The following is a 20,268-nucleotide window of genomic DNA, read 5'->3' as shown; positions in this document are numbered from 1 at the left end:
AGTTTATCAAACCATGCGGTCGGCTCGCCGGCTGGTTCCAGTCCCCGGATGAAACCACGTACCCAGTTGCGCTTCCTGTCCATTGCCTTGTTCGCCCTGTGGGGGCGAGCGGGGGCCGAGGATCTCCCGCCCTTCGTGGTGTCGCCGGCCTTGCTGGGCAAGCCCGCGGCCAGCCGGCCCGTGCCCCGGGCTGCCACGCAGCCGCCCGCTGCAGCCGCAGCCACGCAGCCGCCTGCCGCTGCAGCAGCCAGGTCCGCGGCCGCGGCGCCGGGTCGTGCTGCCGCAGCTGCCACGCCGGCCAGGCCGGGGCGCAAGGCTGCGCCGCCGGCGCCCCAGGATCCCGAGCTGCTCCCCGGGGCAACCCGGATCACCGGCGACCGCGTGTTCGGCCGCCAGGATACGGACGTGGCGGCCGAAGGCTCGGCGGTGCTGGTGCGTGACGCCACCCGGGTGAGTGCCGACCGACTGCAGTATTTCGAGCTGACCGATGAGGTCGAGGCCACCGGCAACGTCAAGGTGACCCGCGGTACCGACGAGATGAGCGGCCCGCATGCCCGCATGAAGGTGCAGGAGCAGGTCGGGGTGTTTGATTCCCCGCGCTATGCCATCAGCCGCCCGGCGCGTCCGCCACGGCCGGGCCAGGCGCCGCTGCTCCCCGGTCAGGCCCTGCCCGCCAGCCAGCAGCCGATCAGCGGCCACGGCGATGCCGATTCGCTGGTGCTTGAGGGGGAGAACCAGTTCCGCCTGTTCAATGCGACCTGGACCAGCTGCAAGCCCGACCGCCCCGACTGGTATCTCAAGGCCAAGGAGCTCGACCTCGACTACGACGCCGAGGTGGGGGAGGCCCGCAGCGGCACCATGTGGTTCAAGGATGTGCCCATCGCCTACCTGCCCTGGGCCGACTTCCCCCTCGGCGAGAGCCGCAAGTCCGGCCTGCTGTCGCCGACCTTCGGCACGTCCAACAAGGTCGGCTTCGACCTCACGGTGCCTTACTACTTCAACCTGGCGCCCAACTACGACGACACCCTGACCACCCGCCTGATGGGGCGCCGTGGCCTGCAGTTCCGCAACGAGGCCCGCTACATCGACCCGATGTACAAGGGTATCGCCTATGTCGAATACATGCCCGACGACCAGGTCGAAGGGCGCAGCCGGTATGCCGGCTCGATCCGCCATGATCAGAACTTTGGCGGCGGCTGGAGCAGCAACGTCAATTTCAACGGGGTGTCCGACCCGCGTTACTTCATCGACCTGAGTTCGCGCCTGACCCTGACCTCCCAGGTCAACCTGCTGCGCCAAGGCTCGGTGACCTACGCCGGCGGTGGCTGGTGGTCGGCCACCGGCATGTTGCAGGCCTACCAGACCCTCACCGATCCGAAGACGGGGGCCACGATCGCCACGCCCTACAAGCGGCTGCCCCAGCTCACGCTCACGGCGAACCGCCCTGAACTGCCCGGTGGTGTGACCTTCCAGCTGGCCAGCGAATACGTGGATTTCAGCCACCCGACCTTCGACGAAGGGCGCCGGCTGACCTTCTATCCGCAGCTTTCGCTGCCGCTGCAGACGGCCTCCTTCTTCGTGACCCCGAAGATCGGCGTGCACACCACCCGTTACGAGCTTGACCGGCGCCTCAGCGCGGGGGACAACTCCCTGACCCGCACGCTGCCCATCGTGTCGGTGGATAGCGGCGTGACCTTCGAGCGGGACACCCAGTTCGGCGGCCGGGACTTCGTGCAGACCCTCGAGCCGCGTATCTACTACTTGTACGTGCCCTACCGCGACCAGTCGACCATCCCGAACTTCGACTCGGGCTTCTACGACTTCAACTTCGCGCAGATCTTCGCCGAGAACGTCTACACCGGTGGCGACCGCATCTCCAACGCCAACCAGATCACCACCGCGGTGCAGAGCCGCCTGATCGATCCGCAGACCGGCGCCGAGACCGTGCGGGCGGCTCTGGGGCAGCGCTACTACCTGGTCGACCAGCGGGTCACCCTGAACAAGGACACCCCGGCCCGCACCGGCAAGCAGGCCGACCTGCTGGCCGCCCTGGGCCTCACCATTGCGCCCAAGACCCAGCTCGACACCGCCTGGCAGTACAACCCGCGGGACAACTGGACCGAGCGTTTCAACTTCGGTTTCCGTTTCCAGCCGGCCTATGCCAAGACCCTCGGCGTGAGCTGGCGCTACCGCCGCAACTATTCCACCGACCCGGCCAACCCCAACGGTTTCCGGGACATCGACCTGACCGGCCAATGGCCCCTGTGGGGCAACTGGTACGGGGTCGGGCGCTACAACCGCAACCTGCGTGACCACCGCCTGACCCAGGGTATTGCAGGCGTCGAATACAACGCCGGCTGCTGGGTCTTCCGCGGTGTGGTGCAGCACCTCACCACCAGTGCCACCGACGTCACCCGTGCCTTCTTCTTCCAGCTCGAGTTCAACGGCGCCGGCAGCCTGGGGTCCAGCCCCCTCAACGTGCTCCGCCGCAGCGTTCCCGGCTATGGGAAGATCAACGACGGCTCCAACCCCTTCGCCAACGACGACGAATTCTGAAAGCGCTCCCTCGACCCATGAAACTGATCGTTTCCCTTATCGCCGCTTCCGTCATTTCCAGTGCGGCCCTTGCCGCCGGCCCCGTCGAGGTGGACCGCATCGTGGCGGTCGTGAACAGCGAAGTCATCACCCTCTCCGACCTGCGTCAGCGCGTCGCCCAGGTGACCCGCCAGCTCACCCGTCAGGGCACCACGCTGCCGCCGGCCGACGTGCTCGAAAAGCAGGTCCTCGAGCGCCAGATCATGGAGCGGCTGCAGATCCAGCTGGCCAATGAAACCTCCCTGCGGGTGGACGACCTCACCCTCGACCGCGCAGTGGGGCGGATCGCCGATAGCAACAAGATGTCGATGACCCAGTTCCGCAAGGCACTCGAGCAGGACGGCCTTTCCTGGGAGCGCTTCCGCGAGGAGGTGCGCAACGAAATGCTGCTGACCCGGGTACGCGAGCGCGAGGTGGACGGCCGCATCGTGGTGTCCGACGCAGAGGTGAGCAACTTCCTCACCCATCCCGAGAGCGCCGGCGGGCAGGAGGAGTACAACCTCTCCCACATCCTGTTCCGGGCGCCGGATGGCGCGACCCCCGAACAACTGGCCCGCCTGCGCACCAAGGCCGAGGACGTGGCGGCCCGGGTGGCCCGTGGCGAGCCCTTCGACAAGCTGGCGGCCAGCTACTCGGATGCCCCCGATGCCCTGACCGGCGGTAATCTCGGCTGGCGTGGCGCCGATCGCCTGCCCAGCCTGTTCGCCGAGGCGGTTACCGGGCTGAAGCCTGGTGAAACCACCGCCATCCTGCGCAGCGCCGCCGGTTTCCACATTGTCCGGGTGGTCGATCGCAAGGGCGGCGGGCAGTCCGGTGTGCCGGCCCAGGTGCAGCAGACCCGCGCCCGCCACATCCTCATCAAGACCAGCGAAGTGGTGACCGACGCGGATGCGCGCCGCCGTCTCGCCGACCTGCGTGAAAGCGTCGTGCAGGGCGGGGCCAACTTTGGCGAGCTGGCCCGCATGCATTCGGCCGATCTGTCCGCTTCCAAGGGCGGGGACCTGGGCTGGATCTACCCGGGTGACACCGTGCCGGAGTTCGAGCAGGGCATGGACGCCCTCAAGCCCGGCGAGGTCAGCCAGCCGATCCAGTCGCCCTTTGGCTGGCACCTGATCCTCGTCGAGGATCGTCGGGTCCAGGACGTCTCCGACGAGCGCAAGCGCGCCGCCGCCCGCAATGCCCTGCGAGAGCGCAAGTCCGACGAGGCCTACCAGGATTGGCTGCGCCAGCTGCGCGACCGGGCCTACGTGGAGTATCGCCAGGAAGAGCGATAGGCAGTCCTCCGGGCCGCCGGTGGCCGGGTCTCACCCGGCGCCGGCGGCCTTTGTGTTTTTGGGGACCCCGCCTGGTGAACCCGCGGCCCTGCCCGGCTGTCCACTGGCTCCCATCCCTTTTCCGTACCTGGAATTCCGCATCATGAGTCTGCCCACCTTTGCGATCACCAGCGGCGAACCTGCCGGTGTCGGCCCCGATCTCTGTGCCGCCTTGCCCCGCCGCGAATGGCCCGCCCGCCTGGTGGTCATCGGCGACCGGGAGATGATCGCGGCGCGCATCCATGCCGTCGAGCCGGCCCTCGACATCCTCGCCTACCAGCCCGACGGCGCCCCCCGGCCGGGGGCGCTGGAAGTCCTGCATGTGCCGCTGGCGGTGGCCGCTACGGCCGGCCGGCTCGAGCCCCTGAATGGCCGCTACGTGCTCGATGTGCTCGACCGGGCCATCGCCGGCTGCAAGTCCGGAGAGTTTGCCGGCATGGTCACTGCGCCGGTGCACAAGGGCATCATCTGCGACGCCGGTGTGCCCTTTTCCGGCCACACCGAATACCTGGCCGAGGCCACGGCCACCCCGCTGGTGGTGATGATGTTGGTGGGCGGCGGTATGCGCGTGGCGCTGGCGACCACCCATCTGCCCCTCAAGGACGTCCCCGCCGCAATCACCCGCCCGCTGCTCACCGACACCCTGCGCATCCTGCACCAGGATTTGAAGGCGCGCTTCGGCCTCGCCGCGCCGCGCATCCTGGTGGCGGGTCTCAACCCGCATGCCGGCGAAGGCGGCCACATGGGCATGGAGGAGATCGAAGTGATCACGCCGGTGCTGGAGGCGCTGCGCGCCGAGGGCATGGACCTGCGCGGCCCGCTGCCGGCCGATACCCTGTTCGTGCCGCACACCCTCGAACAGGGGGACGCGGTGCTGGCCATGTTCCATGATCAGGGGCTGCCGGTGCTCAAGCACGCCAGCTTCGGCGGCGGGGTCAACGTGACCCTGGGCCTGCCCATCATCCGGACCTCGGTGGACCATGGCACGGCGCTGGATCTGGCCGGCTCCGGCCGGGCCGACCCGGGCAGCCTGTTCGCGGCGGTCGAGCTGGCCATCGCCATGGCCAAGGGACGCCGCCCGTGACCGATCGCCGTCGCCTGATCCTGGGAGGGCTGTCGGCCCTCGGCCTGGCCGCCTGTGGCGAACTGCAGAAACGTCCCGAGCCGGTGGCCGCCAGGGTGGGCCGCAAGCCGCGCATCGCCCTGGCCCTGGGGGGCGGTGCCGCCCGAGGTTTTGCCCACATCGGGGTGATCAAGGCCCTCGAAACCAATGGCATCCTGCCAGATATTGTGGTCGGCACCAGCGCCGGCTCGGTGGTCGGTGCGCTGTATGCCGCCGGCCACGGCCCCTTCGACCTGCAGAAGCTTGCCATCCAGCTGGATGAATCGTCGGTGACCGACTGGAGCCTCTTCGACCGTGGCGTGATCAAGGGCGAGGCGCTGGAGCGCTTCATCAACACCCATGTCGGCAACAAGCCGCTGGAGGGGCTGAAGCGCCGCTTTGCGGCCGTGGCCACCGACCTGCAGAGCGGCGAGCCGATCATCTTCCAGCGCGGCAACACTGGCACCGCCGTGCGCGCGTCCTCGTCGATCCCCGGGGTGTTTCCGCCGGTGGCGATCAATGGCCGCGAGTACGTGGATGGCGGGCTGGTGGCGCCGATCCCGGTGCGGGAGGCGCGCAGCATGGGCGCCGACCTGGTCATCGCCGTGGATATCTCGGGGCGCCCCAGCGGCAAGAAGAACCAGGGCAGCGTGGATGTGCTCCTCGATACCATCTCCATCATGGGCGGTGCCCTGGGCAAGGTGGAACTGGCGGACGCCGACGTGGTGATCCGCCCCGAGTTGCGCGGTTTGCCGGCCACCAACTTCCAGCAGCGCCACGAAGCCATCCTGGAGGGCGAGAAGGTCGGCTTCGCCGCGGTGGCGCGGGTCCGCGAGGCCATCGCGGCCTGGGACAAGAAAAACGGTTGAGGATCATCGAATGAGTGAACAACACCAGGCCCGCAAGCGTTTCGGCCAGAATTTCCTGTCGGACCCCAACATCATCCGCAAGATCATCGACGCCATCCGTCCCGTGGAGGGCGAGCGCATCGTCGAGATCGGCCCGGGGCTGGGGGCGATGACCGAACCCCTGATGGAGCGTCTGGGCCACCTGCATGTGGTGGAGATCGACCGCGACCTGATCGCCCGCCTGAAGACGACCCATCCGCCCGAGCGGCTGACCATCCACGAGGGTGATGCCCTCAAGTTCGATTTCGGCAGCCTGGCGGCGGATGGAACGCCGCTGCGGGTGGTGGGCAATCTGCCCTACAACATCTCCACGCCCATCCTCTTCCACCTGGCGGACTTCGCCGAGCGGGTCAAGGACATGACCTTCATGCTGCAGAAGGAGGTGGTGATGCGCATGGTGGCGGAGCCCGGCACGGAGGAATACGGGCGCCTGTCGGTGATGCTGCAGTACCGCTTCAACATGGGGCGGCTGTTCGATGTGCCGCCGGGGGCCTTCCGCCCGGCGCCCAAGGTGATGTCCAGCATTGTGCGGATGGTGCCGCGCCCGGTGACGGAATGCACCGCGGCCGATTACGCCCTGCTCGGCAAGATCGTCACCGCAGCCTTTGGCCAGCGCCGCAAGACCTTGCGCAACACCCTGCGGGGCTGGCTCGACGAGGCCGACTTTGCGGCCCTGGCCCTCGACCCCGGCCTGCGTGGCGAGAAGCTGAGCGTCGCGGAGTTTGTGCGGATCGCCGACTACCTGGCTGCGGCCGGCAGGGGCGGCGCTCCGGCGTAAACGGCAGCGATCCCGGGCAGGGCCGGGATCGTGTGGGCTACCGTGTCCTGCGCTGAGGCTCAGTCCTTCTTCAGCGGGCAGGTGTTGAGCCCGATCAGGGGATAGACCGGGCAGAAGCCGGTCAGCCCGGTGGCCAGGGGCACCACGCCGATCCACGCCCAGACGGGGCCGCCCATGACAGCCCAGGCCACCAGGGCCACGCCGCCGCCGATCCGCAAGACCTTGTCGATACCACCTACATTCGTTTTCATGATTGCCTCCTGGGCAGGAATGGGTTGATGTGGGCCCATTTCAGCATTCAGGGATGGCGAGCGTCTGTAACCAAGGTTACACAGCCTCCCCTCAGTTCCCTTCAGCCGCCAGCGAGACGGCGCAGGCCGGCGGGGTCGAGGATCTCCACCTGCTCCCGTGACAGGGCCACCAGCCCTTGCTCCGCCAGCCCCTTGAGGAGCCGGCTGACAATCTCGCGCACGCTGCCCAGTTCGTCGGCCAGGTGCTGGTGGGTGGTGTGGATGCGGGTGCCCTTGCCCAGCAGCAGGGCGGCGAGGCGCTGGTCCAGCTTGCGGAAGGCGACCTCCTCGATCAGCTGCATGAGGTCGGCGATGCGCTCGGAGAAGAGCTGGAAGACAAAGTCACGGAAGGCGGTTTCGGCGAGCAAGGCCTGGAAGTCTTCGACTGGCAGGAGCAGCAGGCGGGTCTCGGCTTCGGTGACGCCCCGGGCGTTGTAGGGCGCCTGACCGAGCAGGCAGGCCGAGGAGATGATGCAGGTCTCCCCGGGCGTGACCCGGTAGAGGGGCAGCTCGCGGCCGTTGGGGGCTGCCTTGATGACCCGGATGCTCCCCGACAGCACGAAGGGAAAGCCCTGGCAGGCCTGGCGTTCGTCGAACAGGGTGGTGCCGGCCGGCACGCCGATGATCCGCGCCCGGCTGCGCAGGCGATCGCGCGCGGCCTCGGGCAGCCTGGCGAGGATCGGGTAGAGGGCGAACAGCGCATCGCCGGCGGGGGCATCGATCATCGCAGGGCTCCGGTCAGGCCTTACTTCAGTTCCACCACCACCGGCGTGTGGTCGGAGGGGCGCTCGAGCTTGCGTGGGGCCTTGTCGGTGTAGCAGGCCGTGCAGTGCTCCACCAGGGGCGCGGAGATCAGCAGGTGGTCGATGCGCAGGCCGAAATTGCGGCGGAAGGCGCCCATCCGGTAATCCCACCAGGAGAAGGCGCGCTCTTCCTGCTCGAACATCCGGAAGGCGTCGGTCAGGCCCAGGTTGATGAGGCGGCGGAAGGCGGCGCGCTCCGGCTCGGACACATGGATCTCGTCCTTCCAGTCGGGGTGGGCGTCGCGGTCTTCCGGGGCGACGTTGTAGTCGCCGGCCAGCACCAGCCGGGGCGTGGCCTTGAGTTCATCCTGCAGCCAGGCGGTGAGGGCCTCCAGCCAGGCCATCTTGTAGGCGAACTTGTCGGAGCCGACCGCCTGCCCGTTGGGGAAGTAGCCGCAGACGATGCGCACGCCGTCCAGGGTGCCGGCGATGATGCGCTTCTGCTCGTCGGCGAAGCCCGGGATGTTGTGGGTCACGTCCGCCAGCGACTGGCGGGTCAGGATGGCCACGCCGTTATAGGTCTTCTGGCCGTTGAACACGGCCTGGTAGCCGGCGGCTTCGATCTCGGCCAGCGGAAAGGCGCTGTTCTCGCACTTGAGCTCCTGCAGGCACAGGGCATCCGGCTGATTGGCCGCGAGCCAGTCGACGACGTGGGGCAGGCGGACCTTGAGGGAGTTGACGTTCCAGGTGGCGATTTTCATGGGGAGAGGGGTAGAGCGTTGGGGCAAGGCGTGCGCCGGGCCGGGCTTGAAGGGGCCGGCGCACGGTGGTTGTCAGCGTTTGGCCTTGTAGCCGGCGTCGTCGAGCAGGCTGTGCCAGAGTCCTTCGGCGAGGCCGGATTCGATCTTGCGGCCGACCACCAGGGCGGGAACGTAGGGCTCGGTACCGAAGCGTTTCTTGAACTCGGCCACCTGCTCGGCGGTTTCGATGGTGGTCTCGCTGAAGGGGATGCCCCGTTTCTTGAGCAGGGCCCGGCCGTCGTCGCAGGGCTTGCCGCAGTCCTTGCCGGTGTAGAGCGTCACCGGAAAGCTGCCGGCCGCCTTGCGGTTCTCGAAGGCCTCGAGGGCGTCGCCCCGATTGGGCTGGACTTTGCGCTCCTCGAACTTCTTGATCGACTGGGGCGGCGGCTGGTCGCTGTACTGTACGCGACCCTGCTCATCCACCCAGCGGTAGGCGCTCTGCGCCGCCGCCGGCAGCGCGGCGGCGAGCAGCAGCGCGGCGAGGCCGGCGCGGGCGGTCACGCAGGCACCATGCCGCTGTGGCGGAGCAGGGCGTCCACCTGGGGTTCGCGGCCGCGGAAGGCCCTGAAGGAGTCGAGGGCCGGGCGGCTGCCGCCGACGGCCAGGATCTCGTCCCAGAAGCGCGCGCCGGTCTCTGCGTCCAGCACGCTGCCCTTGGGCCGCCCGGCTTCCTCGAAGGCGGCGAAGGCGTCGGCGGACAGCACCTCGGCCCACTTGTAGCTGTAGTAACCCGCGGCGTAGCCCCCGGCGAAGATGTGGCTGAAGCTGTTGGGGAAACGGTGCCAGGCCGGCGGCACCAGCACGGCGACTTCCTTGCGGACTTCGGCGAGCAGCTCGAGCACATCCTGCTTTTCAGCGTCGAAGTCCATGTGGATCAGCAGATCGAACAGGGAGAACTCGAGCTGGCGCACGGTCTGCATGCCGCTCTGGAAGTTCTTGGCCGCCAGCATCTTGTCAAAGAGCGCCTGCGGCAGGGGCTCGCCGGTGTCGGCGTGGGCGGTCATCTCGCGGACCACGTCCCACTCCCAGCAGAAGTTCTCCATGAACTGGCTGGGGAGTTCGACGGCGTCCCATTCCACGCCATGGATGCCGGAGACGGCGAGGTCGTCCACCCGGGTCAGCAGGTGGTGCAGGCCATGGCCGCTTTCGTGGAAGAGGGTGATCACGTCGTCGTGGCTGAAGGTGGCGGGCTTGCCGCCGACCGGGCCGGGGAAGTTGCAGACCAGGTAGGCCACCGGGGTCTCGATACCCTGGGCGAGGCGCCGGCGGGTGATCGCGGAGTCCATCCAGGCGCCGCCCTTCTTTGTGTCGCGGGCGTACAGGTCGAGGTAGAACTGGCCGACCAGCTGGCCGTCCCGCTCGATCCGGAAGAAGCGCACATCCGGGTGCCACACCGGGCCGCTGTCGGGCTTGATGCTCACCTGGTAGAGCTTCTGGATGACCCCGAAGAGGCCGTCGAGGACCTTGGGCTCGGGCAGGTATTCCTTCACTTCCTGTTCGGAGAAGGCGTAGCGGGCGACCCGCAGCTTCTCCGATACATAGGCCACATCCCAGGGCTCGAGCGGTGTCAGGCCGAGCTCGTCGCGGGCGAAGGCGGTGAGTTCGGCCAGGTCGCGCTCGGCAAAGGGCTTGGCCTTGGCGGCCAGTTCGCGCAGGAAGCCGAGGACCTGCGCCGGGGTGTCGGCCATCTTGGGCACCAGGGATACTTCGGCATAGTTGGCGTAGCCGAGCATGTGGGCTTCTTCGGCACGCAGGGCGAGGAGGCGCTTGATCAGCGGGCTGTTGTCCCATTCGGGCTTGCTGTAGCCGTTGTCGATCTCCGCTGCGCGGGTGGCGTAAGCGCGGTAGAGTGTCTCCCTCAGGACCCGGTTGTCGGCGTATTGCATGACCGGCAGGTAGGAGGGCATCCTGAGGCCGAATTTCCAGCCGCTCTGGCCGGCCTTTTCGGCGGCTTCGGCGGCGGCGGCGATCGCGTCCTCGGGCAGGCCTGCCAGGTCGTTCTTGTCGCTGACCAGGTGGCTGTAGGCGTTGGTGGCGTCGAGCAGGTTCTCGGAAAACTTGGCGCCGAGGCCGGCGAGTTCTTCCTGGATGGCCTGGAAGCGCGGTTTCAGGTCGTCGGGCAACTCGGCACCGGAGAGGCGGAAGCCGCGCAGTTCGTTGTCGATGATGCGGCGGCGGGCGGGCGACAGGGAAGGGTATTCCGGGCCGTCGGCAATCGCTTTATATTTTTGGAAAAGCTTAAGGTTTTGCCCCAGTTCGGCGTAAAAGCGGGTGACCTCGGGCAGCATTGCGTTATAGGCCTCCCGCCATTCGGGGGTGTCCATCACGCTGTGCATGTGCACCGCGACACCCCAGGCCCGGCCAAGGCGCTCGCCCTCGATCTCGATCGGGTCGACGAAGCCGGCCCAGGTGGGGGTGGCGGGGTCGTCCTGCAGGCGTTCGACAGTGTTCCGCAGAGCTTCGAGGAGCGTACGCACGGCGGGCTCCACGTGCTCCGGCCGGATGGCGTCGAAACGCGGCAGGCCGGACAGTTCAAGCAGGGGAGAGGCGGTGGTGGTGGTCATGGTTGGGGGTGCAGTCGGTTGAGTGGTTTCATTTTGCCGAATTCCGTGCGGGGTGTCGCCTGGAGCGACGGATTCCGGCTGGACGATGGAAGCGTAAAGGGGACGGTTGTGAGCGACAAGGCTTTGAATCTGGGCGAGCAGGCTTTCCTGCACACGATTACCCAGGAGCTGGAGCGTGGCGAATTGCGCTTTCCCACCTCCATGGAGGTGACTCTGAGGGTACTCGAGGCCCTCGACCATCCAGACACCGATCTGACCCGGATGTCGTCCATGGTCTCGGCGGAACCCTTGCTGGCGGCGCGTACCGTCGCCCTGGCCAATTCCGCATGGTACAACCCCGGCGGGCGTCTGGTGGCGGATGTGCCCAAGGCCCTGGTGCGCATCGGCTTCGGCAAGCTGCGGGCGCTGGCCATGGCGGTGGCTGCCGAACAGTTGATCCATCGGGATGTGCTGGGCCCTTACCAGCCCCTTGTCCGCAAGCTGTGGGCGCACAGCGTGGATGTGGCCGCAACGGCCAGCGTGCTGGCACGCCGTTGTACCTCGCTGGACCGGGATGCGGCCTTCTTCGCCGGCATCGTGCATGACATCGGCCAGTTCTTCCTGCTGGCCAGGGTCTGGGAGTATCCCGAGATGCTGCAGGATGACAGCCCCTTGTCCGACCTCGTGCGGGTCTGGCATCCACCCATAGGGCGGGCTGTCCTGGCGGCCATGAACATGCCGCGGGAGCTGGTGGACGTGGTCGACAATCCGGAAATCTACGGCGGCGACTGGCCTCCGACCAATATCACCGACCTGGTCTTCATCGGCCACCTGCTGGCCGAGACGCCCAATCCCTTCTCCGAGGAGGACGAGGGTTTCCGCCATGGCCTCGCCAAGGCCGCCACGCTGGGGCTGGACGAGGAGCGTCTGAAGGCGGTGCTGGAGGAGTCGGCGACAGAGAAGCAGGCGATGATCAGCCTGTTCCAGGTGTAAGGACCTGGGGCCATGAAGAAACCCGCCGGCAGGCGGGTTTTTTTGTGTCGCCGGAAAGCCCTTTTACAGGGTCTTCCCGGTGAGGCGTTCGTAAGCCTCCACGTACTTGGCGGCGGTGTGGGCGATGACCTCGTCGGGCAGCTTGGGCCCGGGGGCGACCTTGCCCCAGTCGAGGGTCTCCAGGTAGTCACGCACGTACTGCTTGTCGTAGCTCGGCGGGCTGATGCCCTCGGCGTAGCTGCTGGCCGGCCAGAAGCGGGAGGAGTCGGGCGTCAGGGCTTCGTCGATCAGGTGCAGGGTGCCGGCGGCGTCGATGCCGAACTCGAACTTGGTGTCGGCAATGATGATGCCCCGGGTGGCGGCATAGTCGGCGGCTTCGGAATACAAGCGGATGGCGGCGTCGCGGGCTTCGGCAACCAGCTGGGCGCCGGTCTTGCCGGTGCCTTCAAGGGCTTGGGCGAGCACCGTGTCGGTACGCTCCTGGGCCTGCTCGAAGCTGATGTTCTCGTCGTGATCACCCACCTCGGCCTTGCTGGCGGGGGTGAAGATCGGGAACGGCAGCTTCTGGGCCTGCTTGAGGTTGGCCGGCAGGTCGATGCCGCAGATGGCGCCGGTGTCCTGGTAGTCCTTCCAGCCGGAACCGATCACGTAGCCGCGCACCACCGCCTCGATGGGCAGCGGCGCCAGGCGCTTCACCACCAGGGCGCGGCCGCGCACCTGGTCGCGCTCGTCGGCGGCGACGACGCTTTCCGGGTCGATGCCGGTGAGCTGGTTCGGCACGATGTGGCCGAGGCGGGCAAACCAGAAGTTGGCCAGGGCGGTGAGCACTTCACCCTTGCGGGGAATCGGATCCGGCAGGATCACGTCGAAGGCCGACAGGCGGTCGGAGGTGACGATGAGCAGCTTGTCGGCGTCGATGGCGTAGATGTCGCGCACCTTGCCACGGCCCAGCAGGGGCAGGCTGCGGATGGAGGATTCGAAGAGCGGAGTGGTCACGGTCGAGAGTCCGTCGGTCAAAAAGCGATTATAGCGGGGTGGCGCGGGTCGGTCAGTGTCCGCCGTCGGCGGCGGCGAGGTGTTTGCGCATGCGGTGCATGCTGAAGGCGACAAGACCCGCGATGACGGGGATGGCGGCGGCGGTGAGGCCTTCCGGGGTGAAGGGCTCGATGTAGTGCTTGACGCCCTTGGCCATGTACTGGACCAGCTGCGAGGCATAGTAGGTGATGGCCACCACCGACAGGCCTTCCACGGTTTCCTGGAGGTGTAGCTGGAGCTTGGCCCGGCGGTTCATCTGGGCCAGGAGCTCCTGGTTCTGGCGTTCGAGTTCGACCTCGACCCGGGTGCGCAGCAGCTGGCTGTTGCGGGCCACGCGGCTGGACAGGTCTTCCTGGCGGCGGGCCATGGTCTCGCAGGTGTGCATGGCCGGTAGCAGGCGGCGTTCCATGAATTCATGGAAGGTGGGCAGGCCGATGATGCGCTGCTCGCGCAGTTCGGCAATGCGTTGCATGACCAGGCTGTGATAGGCCCGCGCCGCGCCGAAGCGGAAGGTGGTGCGGGCCACCGAGTGTTCAACTTCTGCGGCCAGGCTGGTGAGGTCGGCCAGCACGCTGCGCTCGTCGTCGGGGGAGCGGGCGGCGCCGGTGCGGACCATGAGATCGGCGAGGGTCTGTTCGGCGGTGCCGAGCATTTTTCCGACCTCCTTGGCTACCGGGAAGGCCAGCAGGGCCATCAGGCGGTAGGTCTCGATCTCGACAAGGCGCTGCACGGTACGGCCGGCCTGGCGGCGGGTCAGGGACACGTCGATGACGAGGAAGCGGGAGAAGCCTTCTTCAAACAGGAAGTCGGTGAACACCCAGGCCGCACCGTCGGCCACCTGGGCGCCGACCATCGCGGTGCCGGTGGGCGACAGTTTGTCCATCACGCTGTCCGGCGTCACTTCGGCGGCGGAGCGCAGCTCCACGTGGGTGGCCACGATCAGTTTGCCGGGCAGGCTCTGCAGCCAGGCCTGGGGGGCTGCGGCGAGGGCCGAGGTGCTGTGATCGAGGCCTTCGCCGCGGGCCACCGGCCTGAAGAAGGTGTAGCTGGAGAATTCGTTGTGGAGTTCCCACCTGAGCTGGAAGCTGCCGAAATCGATCAGCCGATGGCTGCCCTCCGCGTCGATGGGCTGGCCAAGCAGCTTGCCCAGGGCGATCAGGTGCTGCAACGCCGCGCCGGGTTCGCAACCGTCGTGGTGCATGGCCAGATAGCTGATGAGCTGGGGGCTTTCCAGCGGAACCGGAGGCCGGGCGTGGAACTCGTCGTTGAGGGCGTGGCGCTGCGCGTGCTCGGCGAAATGGTCGGGCAGGGTCATGGTGGCGGGGCGACGGCGCGCTCGCGAGGATGGTCGGGAAGCAATCTTGCCGTTACGGAAGCCAGGCTGGCAAGGGCGAGGGCGTTGAGGGTCGTGCCCTGGATCACATATCGTTGCTGCGCTGCAACAAGTTCACCGGGTGAGGAAGGGCAGGATCAGGCTACCCACACTCAGCACAGTGAGCAGGCCGACGGCGACCCACAGTCGGCGCAACTGCTGGCGCAGCGTGTCGGCGGTGCTCACCAGTTCGGCATTCTGGGTGGCCAGGGCGGCCAGGAGTTCGGTGACTTCCTGCTGGCGGGTGGCCAGTTCGACGAGCCGGGTGTCGAGGCTGGCGAAGCGGGCGTCCGTGTCGGCGAGCGGCGTTGCGGCTTCGGCCTGCCGCTCCCCGGCTCCGGACTGGCCGGAGGCCTTCTGCCACAGCTTGCGGGCGCCCTGGGCGAGATCGGGGGCTTTGGAAATGACGTCGGACCAGGGAATTGCCTTGACCAGGGTGGACCAGGGAAGTGCCATCGGAGATCTCCTCGGGAAAGCAAACGGGGCCGGCAAGCCGGCCCCGCAGGTGGGTGGGCGCCGTGTGGCGCCGGATCAGCGGATGACCTGGTTCAGGGCGCCGCTCTTGTAGCCGGCCGCGATCTTCTCCAGGGAGATCGGCTTGATCTTGCTGGCGTTGCCGGCCGTGCCGAAGGCTTCGAAGCGGGCCTTGCAGACCAGCTTGGCGGCTTCGCGGGCGGGCTTGAGAAAGTCGCGCGGGTCGAACTTGGAGGGGTTCTCGATGAAGAACTTGCGCACGGCGCCGGTCATGGCCAGGCGGATGTCGGTGTCGATGTTGATCTTGCGCACGCCGTACTTGATGCCCCGAACGATTTCTTCGACGGGCACGCCGTAGGTTTCCTTCATGTCGCCGCCGTACTGACGGATGATCTCGAGGAGTTCCTGGGGCACCGAGGAGGAGCCATGCATCACCAGGTGGGTGTTGGGGATGCGGGCGTTGATGGCCTTGATGCGCTCGATGGCAAGGATGTCGCCGGTGGGCTTGCGGGTGAACTTGTAGGCACCGTGGCTGGTGCCGATGGCGATGGCCAGCGCGTCGCAGTTGGTCTGCTTGACGAAGTCGGCGGCCTGGTCGGGATCGGTGAGCATCTGGGAATGGTCCAGGGTGCCTTCGGCGCCGACGCCGTCTTCCTCGCCGGCCTGGCCGGTTTCGAGGGAGCCCAGGCAGCCCAGTTCGCCTTCGACGCTGACGCCGATGGCGTGGGACATCTCGACCACGCGGCGGGTCACGTCCACGTTGTATTCGTAGGAGGAGGGGGTCTTGCCGTCCTCGAGCAGGGAGCCGTCCATCATCACCGAGGAGAAGCCGGAGCGGATCGCGCCCATGCAGATGGCAGGCGACTGGCCGTGGTCCTGGTGCATCACGACGGGAATGTGCGGGTAGGCTTCGACAGCCGCATCGATCAGGTGGCGCAGGAAGGCTTCGCCGGCGTATTTGCGGGCGCCGGCGGAGGCCTGCATGATCACCGGGCTGTCGGTTTCCGCAGCGGCTTCCATGATGGCCTGGACCTGTTCGAGGTTGTTGACGTTGAACGCGGGCAGACCGTAGCCGTACTCGGCGGCGTGGTCGAGAAGCTGACGCATGGAAACGAGGGACATGGTGTTTTCTCCGATGGCCGGGAGCCCGGCCGGGTATAGGCGTAAAACCGTAATTCTACCAAGGCAGCATGATGCCTGCGCAGCGGGCAGGCATCCGGGAAGCGCAATTTGTGTCGCCGGTCACACGCTGCCGGGCTTGCGGGTCTCACCGACCCGTACGATCTTCATGGTGTTGGTGCCGCCGGCGGCGCCGATGGGCTCGCCGATGGTCAGCACGATGAGGTCGCCGTAGTCCACCACCCCCTGCTCCAGCAGGATCTGCTCGGCCTCCCACAGCAGCACGTCCCGGTCGGCGTGGACCTGGGACATGAGCAGGGGGTAGACCTCCCGGTAGAGGGTCATCTGGTTGCGCGCGGAGAGTTCGGGGGTCAGGGCGTAGATGGGTACACCGCTGTTGAGGCGGCTCATCCACAAGGCGGTGGAGCCGGTCTGGGTGAGGGAGGCGATGGCCTTGACCTTGAGGTGGTAGGCGGTCCACATGGCGGCCATGGCGATGGACTGGTCGATGCGGGTGAACACCCGGTCGAGGAAATCCCGGTCCATGGTGACCTCGGCGGATTTCTCCGCCTCCAGGCAGATCCGCGACATGGATTCGACCACTTCCACCGGGAACTTGCCGGAGGCGGTCTCGGCGGAGAGCATTACTGCGTCGGTGCCGTCGAGCACCGCATTGGCCACGTCGGAGACTTCGGCGCGGGTGGGCACCGGGCTGTGGATCATGGATTCCATCATCTGGGTGGCGGTGATGGCCAGCTTGTTCTTCTCGCGGGCGGCCCGGATCATGCGTTTCTGCAGGGCCGGCACGGTGGCGTCGCCCACCTCCACGGCGAGGTCGCCACGCGCCACCATGATGCCGTCGGAGGCGTCGAGGATCTCGTCCAGGTTGGCCACCGCCTCGGTGCGCTCGATCTTGGCGATCAGTACGGCGCTGCTGCCGGCGGCCCGCAGCAGCTGGCGCGCCATGTACATGTCGGCGGAGCCCTTGGGGAAGGAGATGGCGACGAAGTCCACGCCGATCAGGGCGGCGGTCTTGATGTCCTCCATATCCTTGGCGGTGAGGGCCGGTGCGGTCAGGCCGCCACCCTGGCGGTTGATGCCCTTGTTGTTGGAGAGCTCGCCGCCGACCTTTACCTTGGTGTGGATCTCGTGGCCGAGCACGCGTTCGACGCCGAGCTTGAGGCGGCCGTCGTCGAGCAGCAGCACATCACCGGGCTTCACGTCGCGGGGCAGGTCCTTGTAGTCGAGGCCGACCCGCTGGGCGTTGCCGAACTCGCACTGGGCATCAAGGATGAAGGCCGCGTCCTTGACCAGGTTGACCTTGCCTTCCTCGAACTTGCCGACCCGGATCTTGGGGCCCTGCATGTCGGCCAGGATGCCCACCGGGCGCCCGACCAGCTGGGCGGCTTCGCGGATCTGCCGGGCACGGGCGATGTGGTCCTCCGCCTTGCCGTGGGAGAAGTTCAGGCGAACCACGTCTACGCCGGCCTGAACCAGGCGCTCCAGGGTGTTGAGATCGGAGGAGGAGGGGCCGAGGGTGGCAACGATCTTGGTGTGGCGGGACATGGGGTCTCCAGGGTGGGATGGGCGGCAGGGCCGTGTCGTGGGACTGCGGCATTCTAGGCCAAGCGAAGGGCCTGTGAGCGGCTCGGCTCAGGGCTCGAAGGGCGGCGGGCTGTCCGGTGGCGCAGCGCCGGAGGTCACCACGGGGGCCAGCGCGGCGCTGTTGCGGCCGATGGACTTGGCCCGGTACATCGCTGCATCGGCCTGGCGGGCCAGGCTGTCCAGGTTGAGGCCGTGGTCCGGGTAAAGGGCGATGCCGATGCTCACCGAGGCCCGGCATTCGCGGCCATCAATCAGGTAGGGCGTGTTGATCGCCCGGCGGATCTTCTCGGCGACGCCCATGGCTTCGTTCATGGTGCCGATGTCATGCAGAAGGGCCATGAACTCATCACCCCCCTGGCGCGCCAGCAGGTCGCTGGCACGCAGGCACTGGCGCATGCGGCGAGCGGTTTCGACGAGCAGGAGGTCGCCGGCGGCGTGGCCGAGGGTGTCGTTGACCTCCTTGAAGTGGTCCAGATCCAGGTAGAGCAGGGCGAGCCGGGTGTGGTGGCGCTGGGCCATCAGCAGACTGTCGCCCATCCGCTCCATGAAGCTGGCCCGGTTGGCCAGCCCGGTCAGTGAGTCGTGGCTGGCCAGGAAGCGGATGCGCTCCTCGGAGGTCTTGCGCTCCGAAATGTCCGTCAGGGTGAGGATCACCTCCTGGAGGTGGCCGTCGGCGTCCAGGCGCGGGGAGTCGGTGACGATCACGGTGAGGCTGCGCCCGTCGCGGGTCAGCAGCTCCTGCTCGAAGGTGCCCGCTCGACCTTGTTGCAGGCGCTGGGTGAAGTGGCGGACGCGGGGCGGGTCGTCGGGCCAGAAACGGGTGAACGGGGTACCGATGAGGGTTTCTCCGGGCGCTTCGAGCAAGTCCTGCAGGCGTGGGTTGGCAAAGGAAAAGCGCAGCCCGGCATCGAGCGCGGCAATGCCCTCGAAGGACTGGTTCACGAGGGTGCTGTAGCGCGCCTCGCTGGCACTGAGGGAGGCTCCGATCCGGGCCAGCTCACGGGCCCGGTTGCGGGCGGCGAAGAAAGAGGCGGCGAGCAGCACGAAAAGGCCGCAGATCAGCACGATGGCGCCCTGCTCCAGGTAGGCGGGGGCGTCTCCGCCGCGATCGGGAGGGCTGTCGAAGACCAGGGTCCAGATCCGGCTGTCCAGCTCCAACTGGGTCTTGTCCTGCAGCCGGCCTGCGGTCGGGCGTTCCGGGTGGCTGTCGTAAAGCAGGCTCTCGGGCGTGGTTTCATGGCCATCGTAGATGCGCAGCCGCACCAGCGTGTCCGAGTTGTCGAGGGTGCCGGTGATCAGGTCACCCATCCGGAACGGGCTGTAGATCCAGCCCAGCAGGGCTTTCTCGCGCAGGCCCGGGGTGTGCAGGCCTGCGTCCTGGCGGAACAGCGGCAGGTAGAGCAGGACCCCGGCCTGGGGCACGCTGGCGGTCTCCTGGACCAGGCGGACCTTGCCGGAGAGGGCCGGCAGGCCGAGCTCGAGAGACTTCATCATGGCCTCGCGACGCACCGGCTCAGCCAGCATGTCGTAGCCGAAGGCCCGCTGGTTGCGCCAGTCGAAGGGCTCGATGAAGACGATCGCGCTGTACTCGGCGCGTGGGCCGGGAGGGCTGACCCGGTAGTCCGGGAAGCCTTCCGCACGGATGTTCTCCTCATGGGCCCGCAGCTCGGCAGGCCGGATGTAGGCGGCAAAGCCGATGCCCTGGATGCCCGGGTAGGCTGCCGGAAGACGCAGGGCATCCACGTAGGTCTGCCACTCACCACGGGACACTTCGCGGGAGGCATGGAACAGGGCGCGGGCGCCGGTGAGCACCTGCCGGTAAGCCTTGAAGCGCTCCTCGATGCGCAAGGTTATCTCGGAGGTCTTCAGGGTGAAGGCATCGCGCCGGGCCTGGGCATTGACCTCGTTCAGCCGGTTTACCGCCTGGATGCCTACCAGCACCGCCAGCGCACAGATGACCAGCGTGGGCAGTAGCACCGTCCGTAGCCAGCCGCGCCCGGCGCCACTGCTGTCGGCCGGCAATGGGGGGTCCGATCCTGGAGCTTTGGCGTTTGCGCGCATGCAGGAAGTCCCGAGTCTTTCCAGCGTGTTTAACGGCAGTTATCCGGTGAGTTTGATCCCGATCGTGGAGAATGCCCGCGCAGTGTCAATCCGGTGGTCATGCCTGTCGTATAAAATCGAGGCCTCGGCGCAAGGGGTGACCTTGTCCGGCCAGGTTCAGGTGCTTCAAGTCAGTGCTGCAAGCCGGACTTGCTTTTGTGCACGCGCACCCAGATTCCGATTTTCCAGAGGACCCTCCATGATTCTCGTAACCGGCGGCGCCGGCTTCATTGGCGCAAATTTTGTTCTGGACTGGCTGCGCGCAAGCGACGAGCCGGTGGTCAACCTGGATGCCCTGACCTACGCAGGCAATCTGGAGAACCTGGCCTCGCTGGCGGGCGACCCGCGGCACCTCTTCGTGCAGGGCGACATCTGCGACCGGGCGCTCATCGACCGGCTGCTGGCCGAGCACCGCCCCCGCGCCCTGGTGCACTTTGCCGCCGAAAGCCACGTGGACCGCTCCATCCACGGCCCCGGCGACTTCATCCGCACCAACGT

The 20,268-nt window shown here is 67.4% G+C and carries 18 protein-coding genes; 7 read left to right on the top strand and 11 right to left on the bottom strand.

What is annotated here, in order from left to right; genetic code table 11:
* Positions 1-48 precede the first annotated feature (48 nt).
* From HHL15_RS13460 to rsmA, 5 genes are all read left to right on the top strand, one after another.
* Positions 49-2,556, top strand: coding sequence for an LPS-assembly protein LptD (locus HHL15_RS13460; protein WP_169146304.1), 2,508 nt, complete (start codon positions 49-51; stop codon positions 2,554-2,556).
* Between the two features lie 17 nt (positions 2,557-2,573).
* On the top strand, positions 2,574-3,869 hold the full coding sequence (locus tag HHL15_RS13455) for a peptidylprolyl isomerase (RefSeq protein WP_169146303.1): 1,296 nt from the start codon (positions 2,574-2,576) through the stop codon (positions 3,867-3,869).
* A gap of 142 nt (positions 3,870-4,011) precedes the next feature.
* Positions 4,012-4,992, top strand: coding sequence for a 4-hydroxythreonine-4-phosphate dehydrogenase PdxA (pdxA, locus tag HHL15_RS13450; RefSeq protein WP_169146302.1), 981 nt, complete (start codon positions 4,012-4,014; stop codon positions 4,990-4,992).
* Entirely contained in the window at positions 4,989-5,879 is an 891-nt protein-coding gene (locus tag HHL15_RS13445; RefSeq protein WP_169146301.1) for a patatin-like phospholipase family protein, read from the top strand. The genes pdxA and HHL15_RS13445 overlap by 4 nt, the downstream gene beginning before the upstream one ends.
* Before the next feature lie 10 nt (positions 5,880-5,889).
* Positions 5,890-6,696: a 16S rRNA (adenine(1518)-N(6)/adenine(1519)-N(6))-dimethyltransferase RsmA gene (gene rsmA, locus HHL15_RS13440; RefSeq protein ID WP_169146300.1), complete on the top strand. Its 807-nt coding sequence runs from the start codon at positions 5,890-5,892 to the stop codon at positions 6,694-6,696.
* Positions 6,697-6,755: 59 nt separating this feature from the next.
* Here the strand turns inward: rsmA and HHL15_RS13435 are convergent, their stop codons facing one another.
* From HHL15_RS13435 to HHL15_RS13415, 5 genes are all read right to left on the bottom strand, one after another.
* Complete coding sequence (locus HHL15_RS13435; protein WP_169146299.1) at positions 6,756-6,947, bottom strand: YgaP family membrane protein; 192 nt, start codon at positions 6,945-6,947, stop codon at positions 6,756-6,758.
* Positions 6,948-7,048: 101 nt separating this feature from the next.
* Positions 7,049-7,711 (bottom strand): Crp/Fnr family transcriptional regulator, encoded by a 663-nt coding sequence (locus tag HHL15_RS13430; protein ID WP_169146298.1) that lies wholly within the window; start codon positions 7,709-7,711, stop codon positions 7,049-7,051.
* Between the two features lie 20 nt (positions 7,712-7,731).
* Positions 7,732-8,490 (bottom strand): exodeoxyribonuclease III, encoded by a 759-nt coding sequence (xth, locus tag HHL15_RS13425; protein ID WP_169146297.1) that lies wholly within the window; start codon positions 8,488-8,490, stop codon positions 7,732-7,734.
* 72 nt (positions 8,491-8,562) lie between these two features.
* Positions 8,563-9,030: a glutaredoxin family protein gene (locus HHL15_RS13420; RefSeq protein WP_169146296.1), complete on the bottom strand. Its 468-nt coding sequence runs from the start codon at positions 9,028-9,030 to the stop codon at positions 8,563-8,565.
* On the bottom strand, positions 9,027-11,093 hold the full coding sequence (locus HHL15_RS13415) for a M3 family metallopeptidase (RefSeq protein WP_169146295.1): 2,067 nt from the start codon (positions 11,091-11,093) through the stop codon (positions 9,027-9,029). The genes HHL15_RS13420 and HHL15_RS13415 overlap by 4 nt, the downstream gene beginning before the upstream one ends.
* Positions 11,094-11,201: 108 nt before the next feature.
* On the opposite strand from HHL15_RS13415, the gene HHL15_RS13410 reads away from it, so the two are divergent.
* Positions 11,202-12,065 (top strand): HDOD domain-containing protein, encoded by an 864-nt coding sequence (locus tag HHL15_RS13410; RefSeq protein WP_169146294.1) that lies wholly within the window; start codon positions 11,202-11,204, stop codon positions 12,063-12,065.
* A 63-nt stretch (positions 12,066-12,128) separates the two neighbouring features.
* Here HHL15_RS13410 and HHL15_RS13405 read toward each other — a convergent pair whose 3' ends face one another.
* From HHL15_RS13405 to HHL15_RS13380, 6 genes are all read right to left on the bottom strand, one after another.
* Entirely contained in the window at positions 12,129-13,061 is a 933-nt protein-coding gene (locus HHL15_RS13405; protein WP_169146293.1) for a phosphoribosylaminoimidazolesuccinocarboxamide synthase, read from the bottom strand.
* A gap of 52 nt (positions 13,062-13,113) precedes the next feature.
* Positions 13,114-14,415: a DUF3422 family protein gene (locus HHL15_RS13400; protein ID WP_169146292.1), complete on the bottom strand. Its 1,302-nt coding sequence runs from the start codon at positions 14,413-14,415 to the stop codon at positions 13,114-13,116.
* A gap of 132 nt (positions 14,416-14,547) precedes the next feature.
* Positions 14,548-14,928 carry a hypothetical protein gene (locus HHL15_RS13395; RefSeq protein ID WP_169146291.1) on the bottom strand — a complete coding sequence of 127 codons (381 nt, stop codon included), beginning with the start codon at positions 14,926-14,928 and terminating at the stop codon, positions 14,548-14,550.
* 75 nt (positions 14,929-15,003) lie between these two features.
* Positions 15,004-16,068 carry a class II fructose-bisphosphate aldolase gene (gene fba, locus HHL15_RS13390; protein ID WP_169146290.1) on the bottom strand — a complete coding sequence of 355 codons (1,065 nt, stop codon included), beginning with the start codon at positions 16,066-16,068 and terminating at the stop codon, positions 15,004-15,006.
* Positions 16,069-16,188: 120 nt separating this feature from the next.
* On the bottom strand, positions 16,189-17,631 hold the full coding sequence (gene pyk / locus HHL15_RS13385) for a pyruvate kinase (RefSeq protein ID WP_169146289.1): 1,443 nt from the start codon (positions 17,629-17,631) through the stop codon (positions 16,189-16,191).
* An 87-nt stretch (positions 17,632-17,718) separates the two neighbouring features.
* Positions 17,719-19,692, bottom strand: coding sequence for a CHASE domain-containing protein (locus HHL15_RS13380; protein WP_169146288.1), 1,974 nt, complete (start codon positions 19,690-19,692; stop codon positions 17,719-17,721).
* Positions 19,693-19,969: 277 nt separating this feature from the next.
* Between HHL15_RS13380 and HHL15_RS13375 the strand changes: the two genes are divergently transcribed.
* On the top strand, positions 19,970-20,268 hold a 299-nt coding region (locus HHL15_RS13375; protein WP_169146287.1), incomplete at its 3' end, for a GDP-mannose 4,6-dehydratase.

The organism is Zoogloea dura (assembly GCF_012927165.1).
In the GTDB taxonomy this organism is placed as follows: domain Bacteria; phylum Pseudomonadota; class Gammaproteobacteria; order Burkholderiales; family Rhodocyclaceae; genus Zoogloea; species Zoogloea dura.
This window is presented reverse-complemented; position numbering and strand designations above follow the sequence as displayed.

What these genes read in the sequence shown, in the direction of transcription:
- HHL15_RS13460 (WP_169146304.1), top strand. Translation starts at nt 49, where the DNA reads ATGAAACCACGTACCCAGTTGCGCTTCCTGTCCATTGCCTTGTTCGCC.
- HHL15_RS13455 (WP_169146303.1), top strand. Translation starts at nt 2,574, where the DNA reads ATGAAACTGATCGTTTCCCTTATCGCCGCTTCCGTCATTTCCAGTGCG.
- pdxA (WP_169146302.1), top strand. Translation starts at nt 4,012, where the DNA reads ATGAGTCTGCCCACCTTTGCGATCACCAGCGGCGAACCTGCCGGTGTC.
- rsmA (WP_169146300.1), top strand. Translation starts at nt 5,890, where the DNA reads ATGAGTGAACAACACCAGGCCCGCAAGCGTTTCGGCCAGAATTTCCTG.
- HHL15_RS13435 (WP_169146299.1), bottom strand. Translation starts at nt 6,947, where the DNA reads ATGAAAACGAATGTAGGTGGTATCGACAAGGTCTTGCGGATCGGCGGC.
- HHL15_RS13430 (WP_169146298.1), bottom strand. Translation starts at nt 7,711, where the DNA reads ATGATCGATGCCCCCGCCGGCGATGCGCTGTTCGCCCTCTACCCGATC.
- xth (WP_169146297.1), bottom strand. Translation starts at nt 8,490, where the DNA reads ATGAAAATCGCCACCTGGAACGTCAACTCCCTCAAGGTCCGCCTGCCC.
- HHL15_RS13415 (WP_169146295.1), bottom strand. Translation starts at nt 11,093, where the DNA reads ATGACCACCACCACCGCCTCTCCCCTGCTTGAACTGTCCGGCCTGCCG.
- HHL15_RS13400 (WP_169146292.1), bottom strand. Translation starts at nt 14,415, where the DNA reads ATGACCCTGCCCGACCATTTCGCCGAGCACGCGCAGCGCCACGCCCTC.
- HHL15_RS13395 (WP_169146291.1), bottom strand. Translation starts at nt 14,928, where the DNA reads ATGGCACTTCCCTGGTCCACCCTGGTCAAGGCAATTCCCTGGTCCGAC.
- fba (WP_169146290.1), bottom strand. Translation starts at nt 16,068, where the DNA reads ATGTCCCTCGTTTCCATGCGTCAGCTTCTCGACCACGCCGCCGAGTAC.
- pyk (WP_169146289.1), bottom strand. Translation starts at nt 17,631, where the DNA reads ATGTCCCGCCACACCAAGATCGTTGCCACCCTCGGCCCCTCCTCCTCC.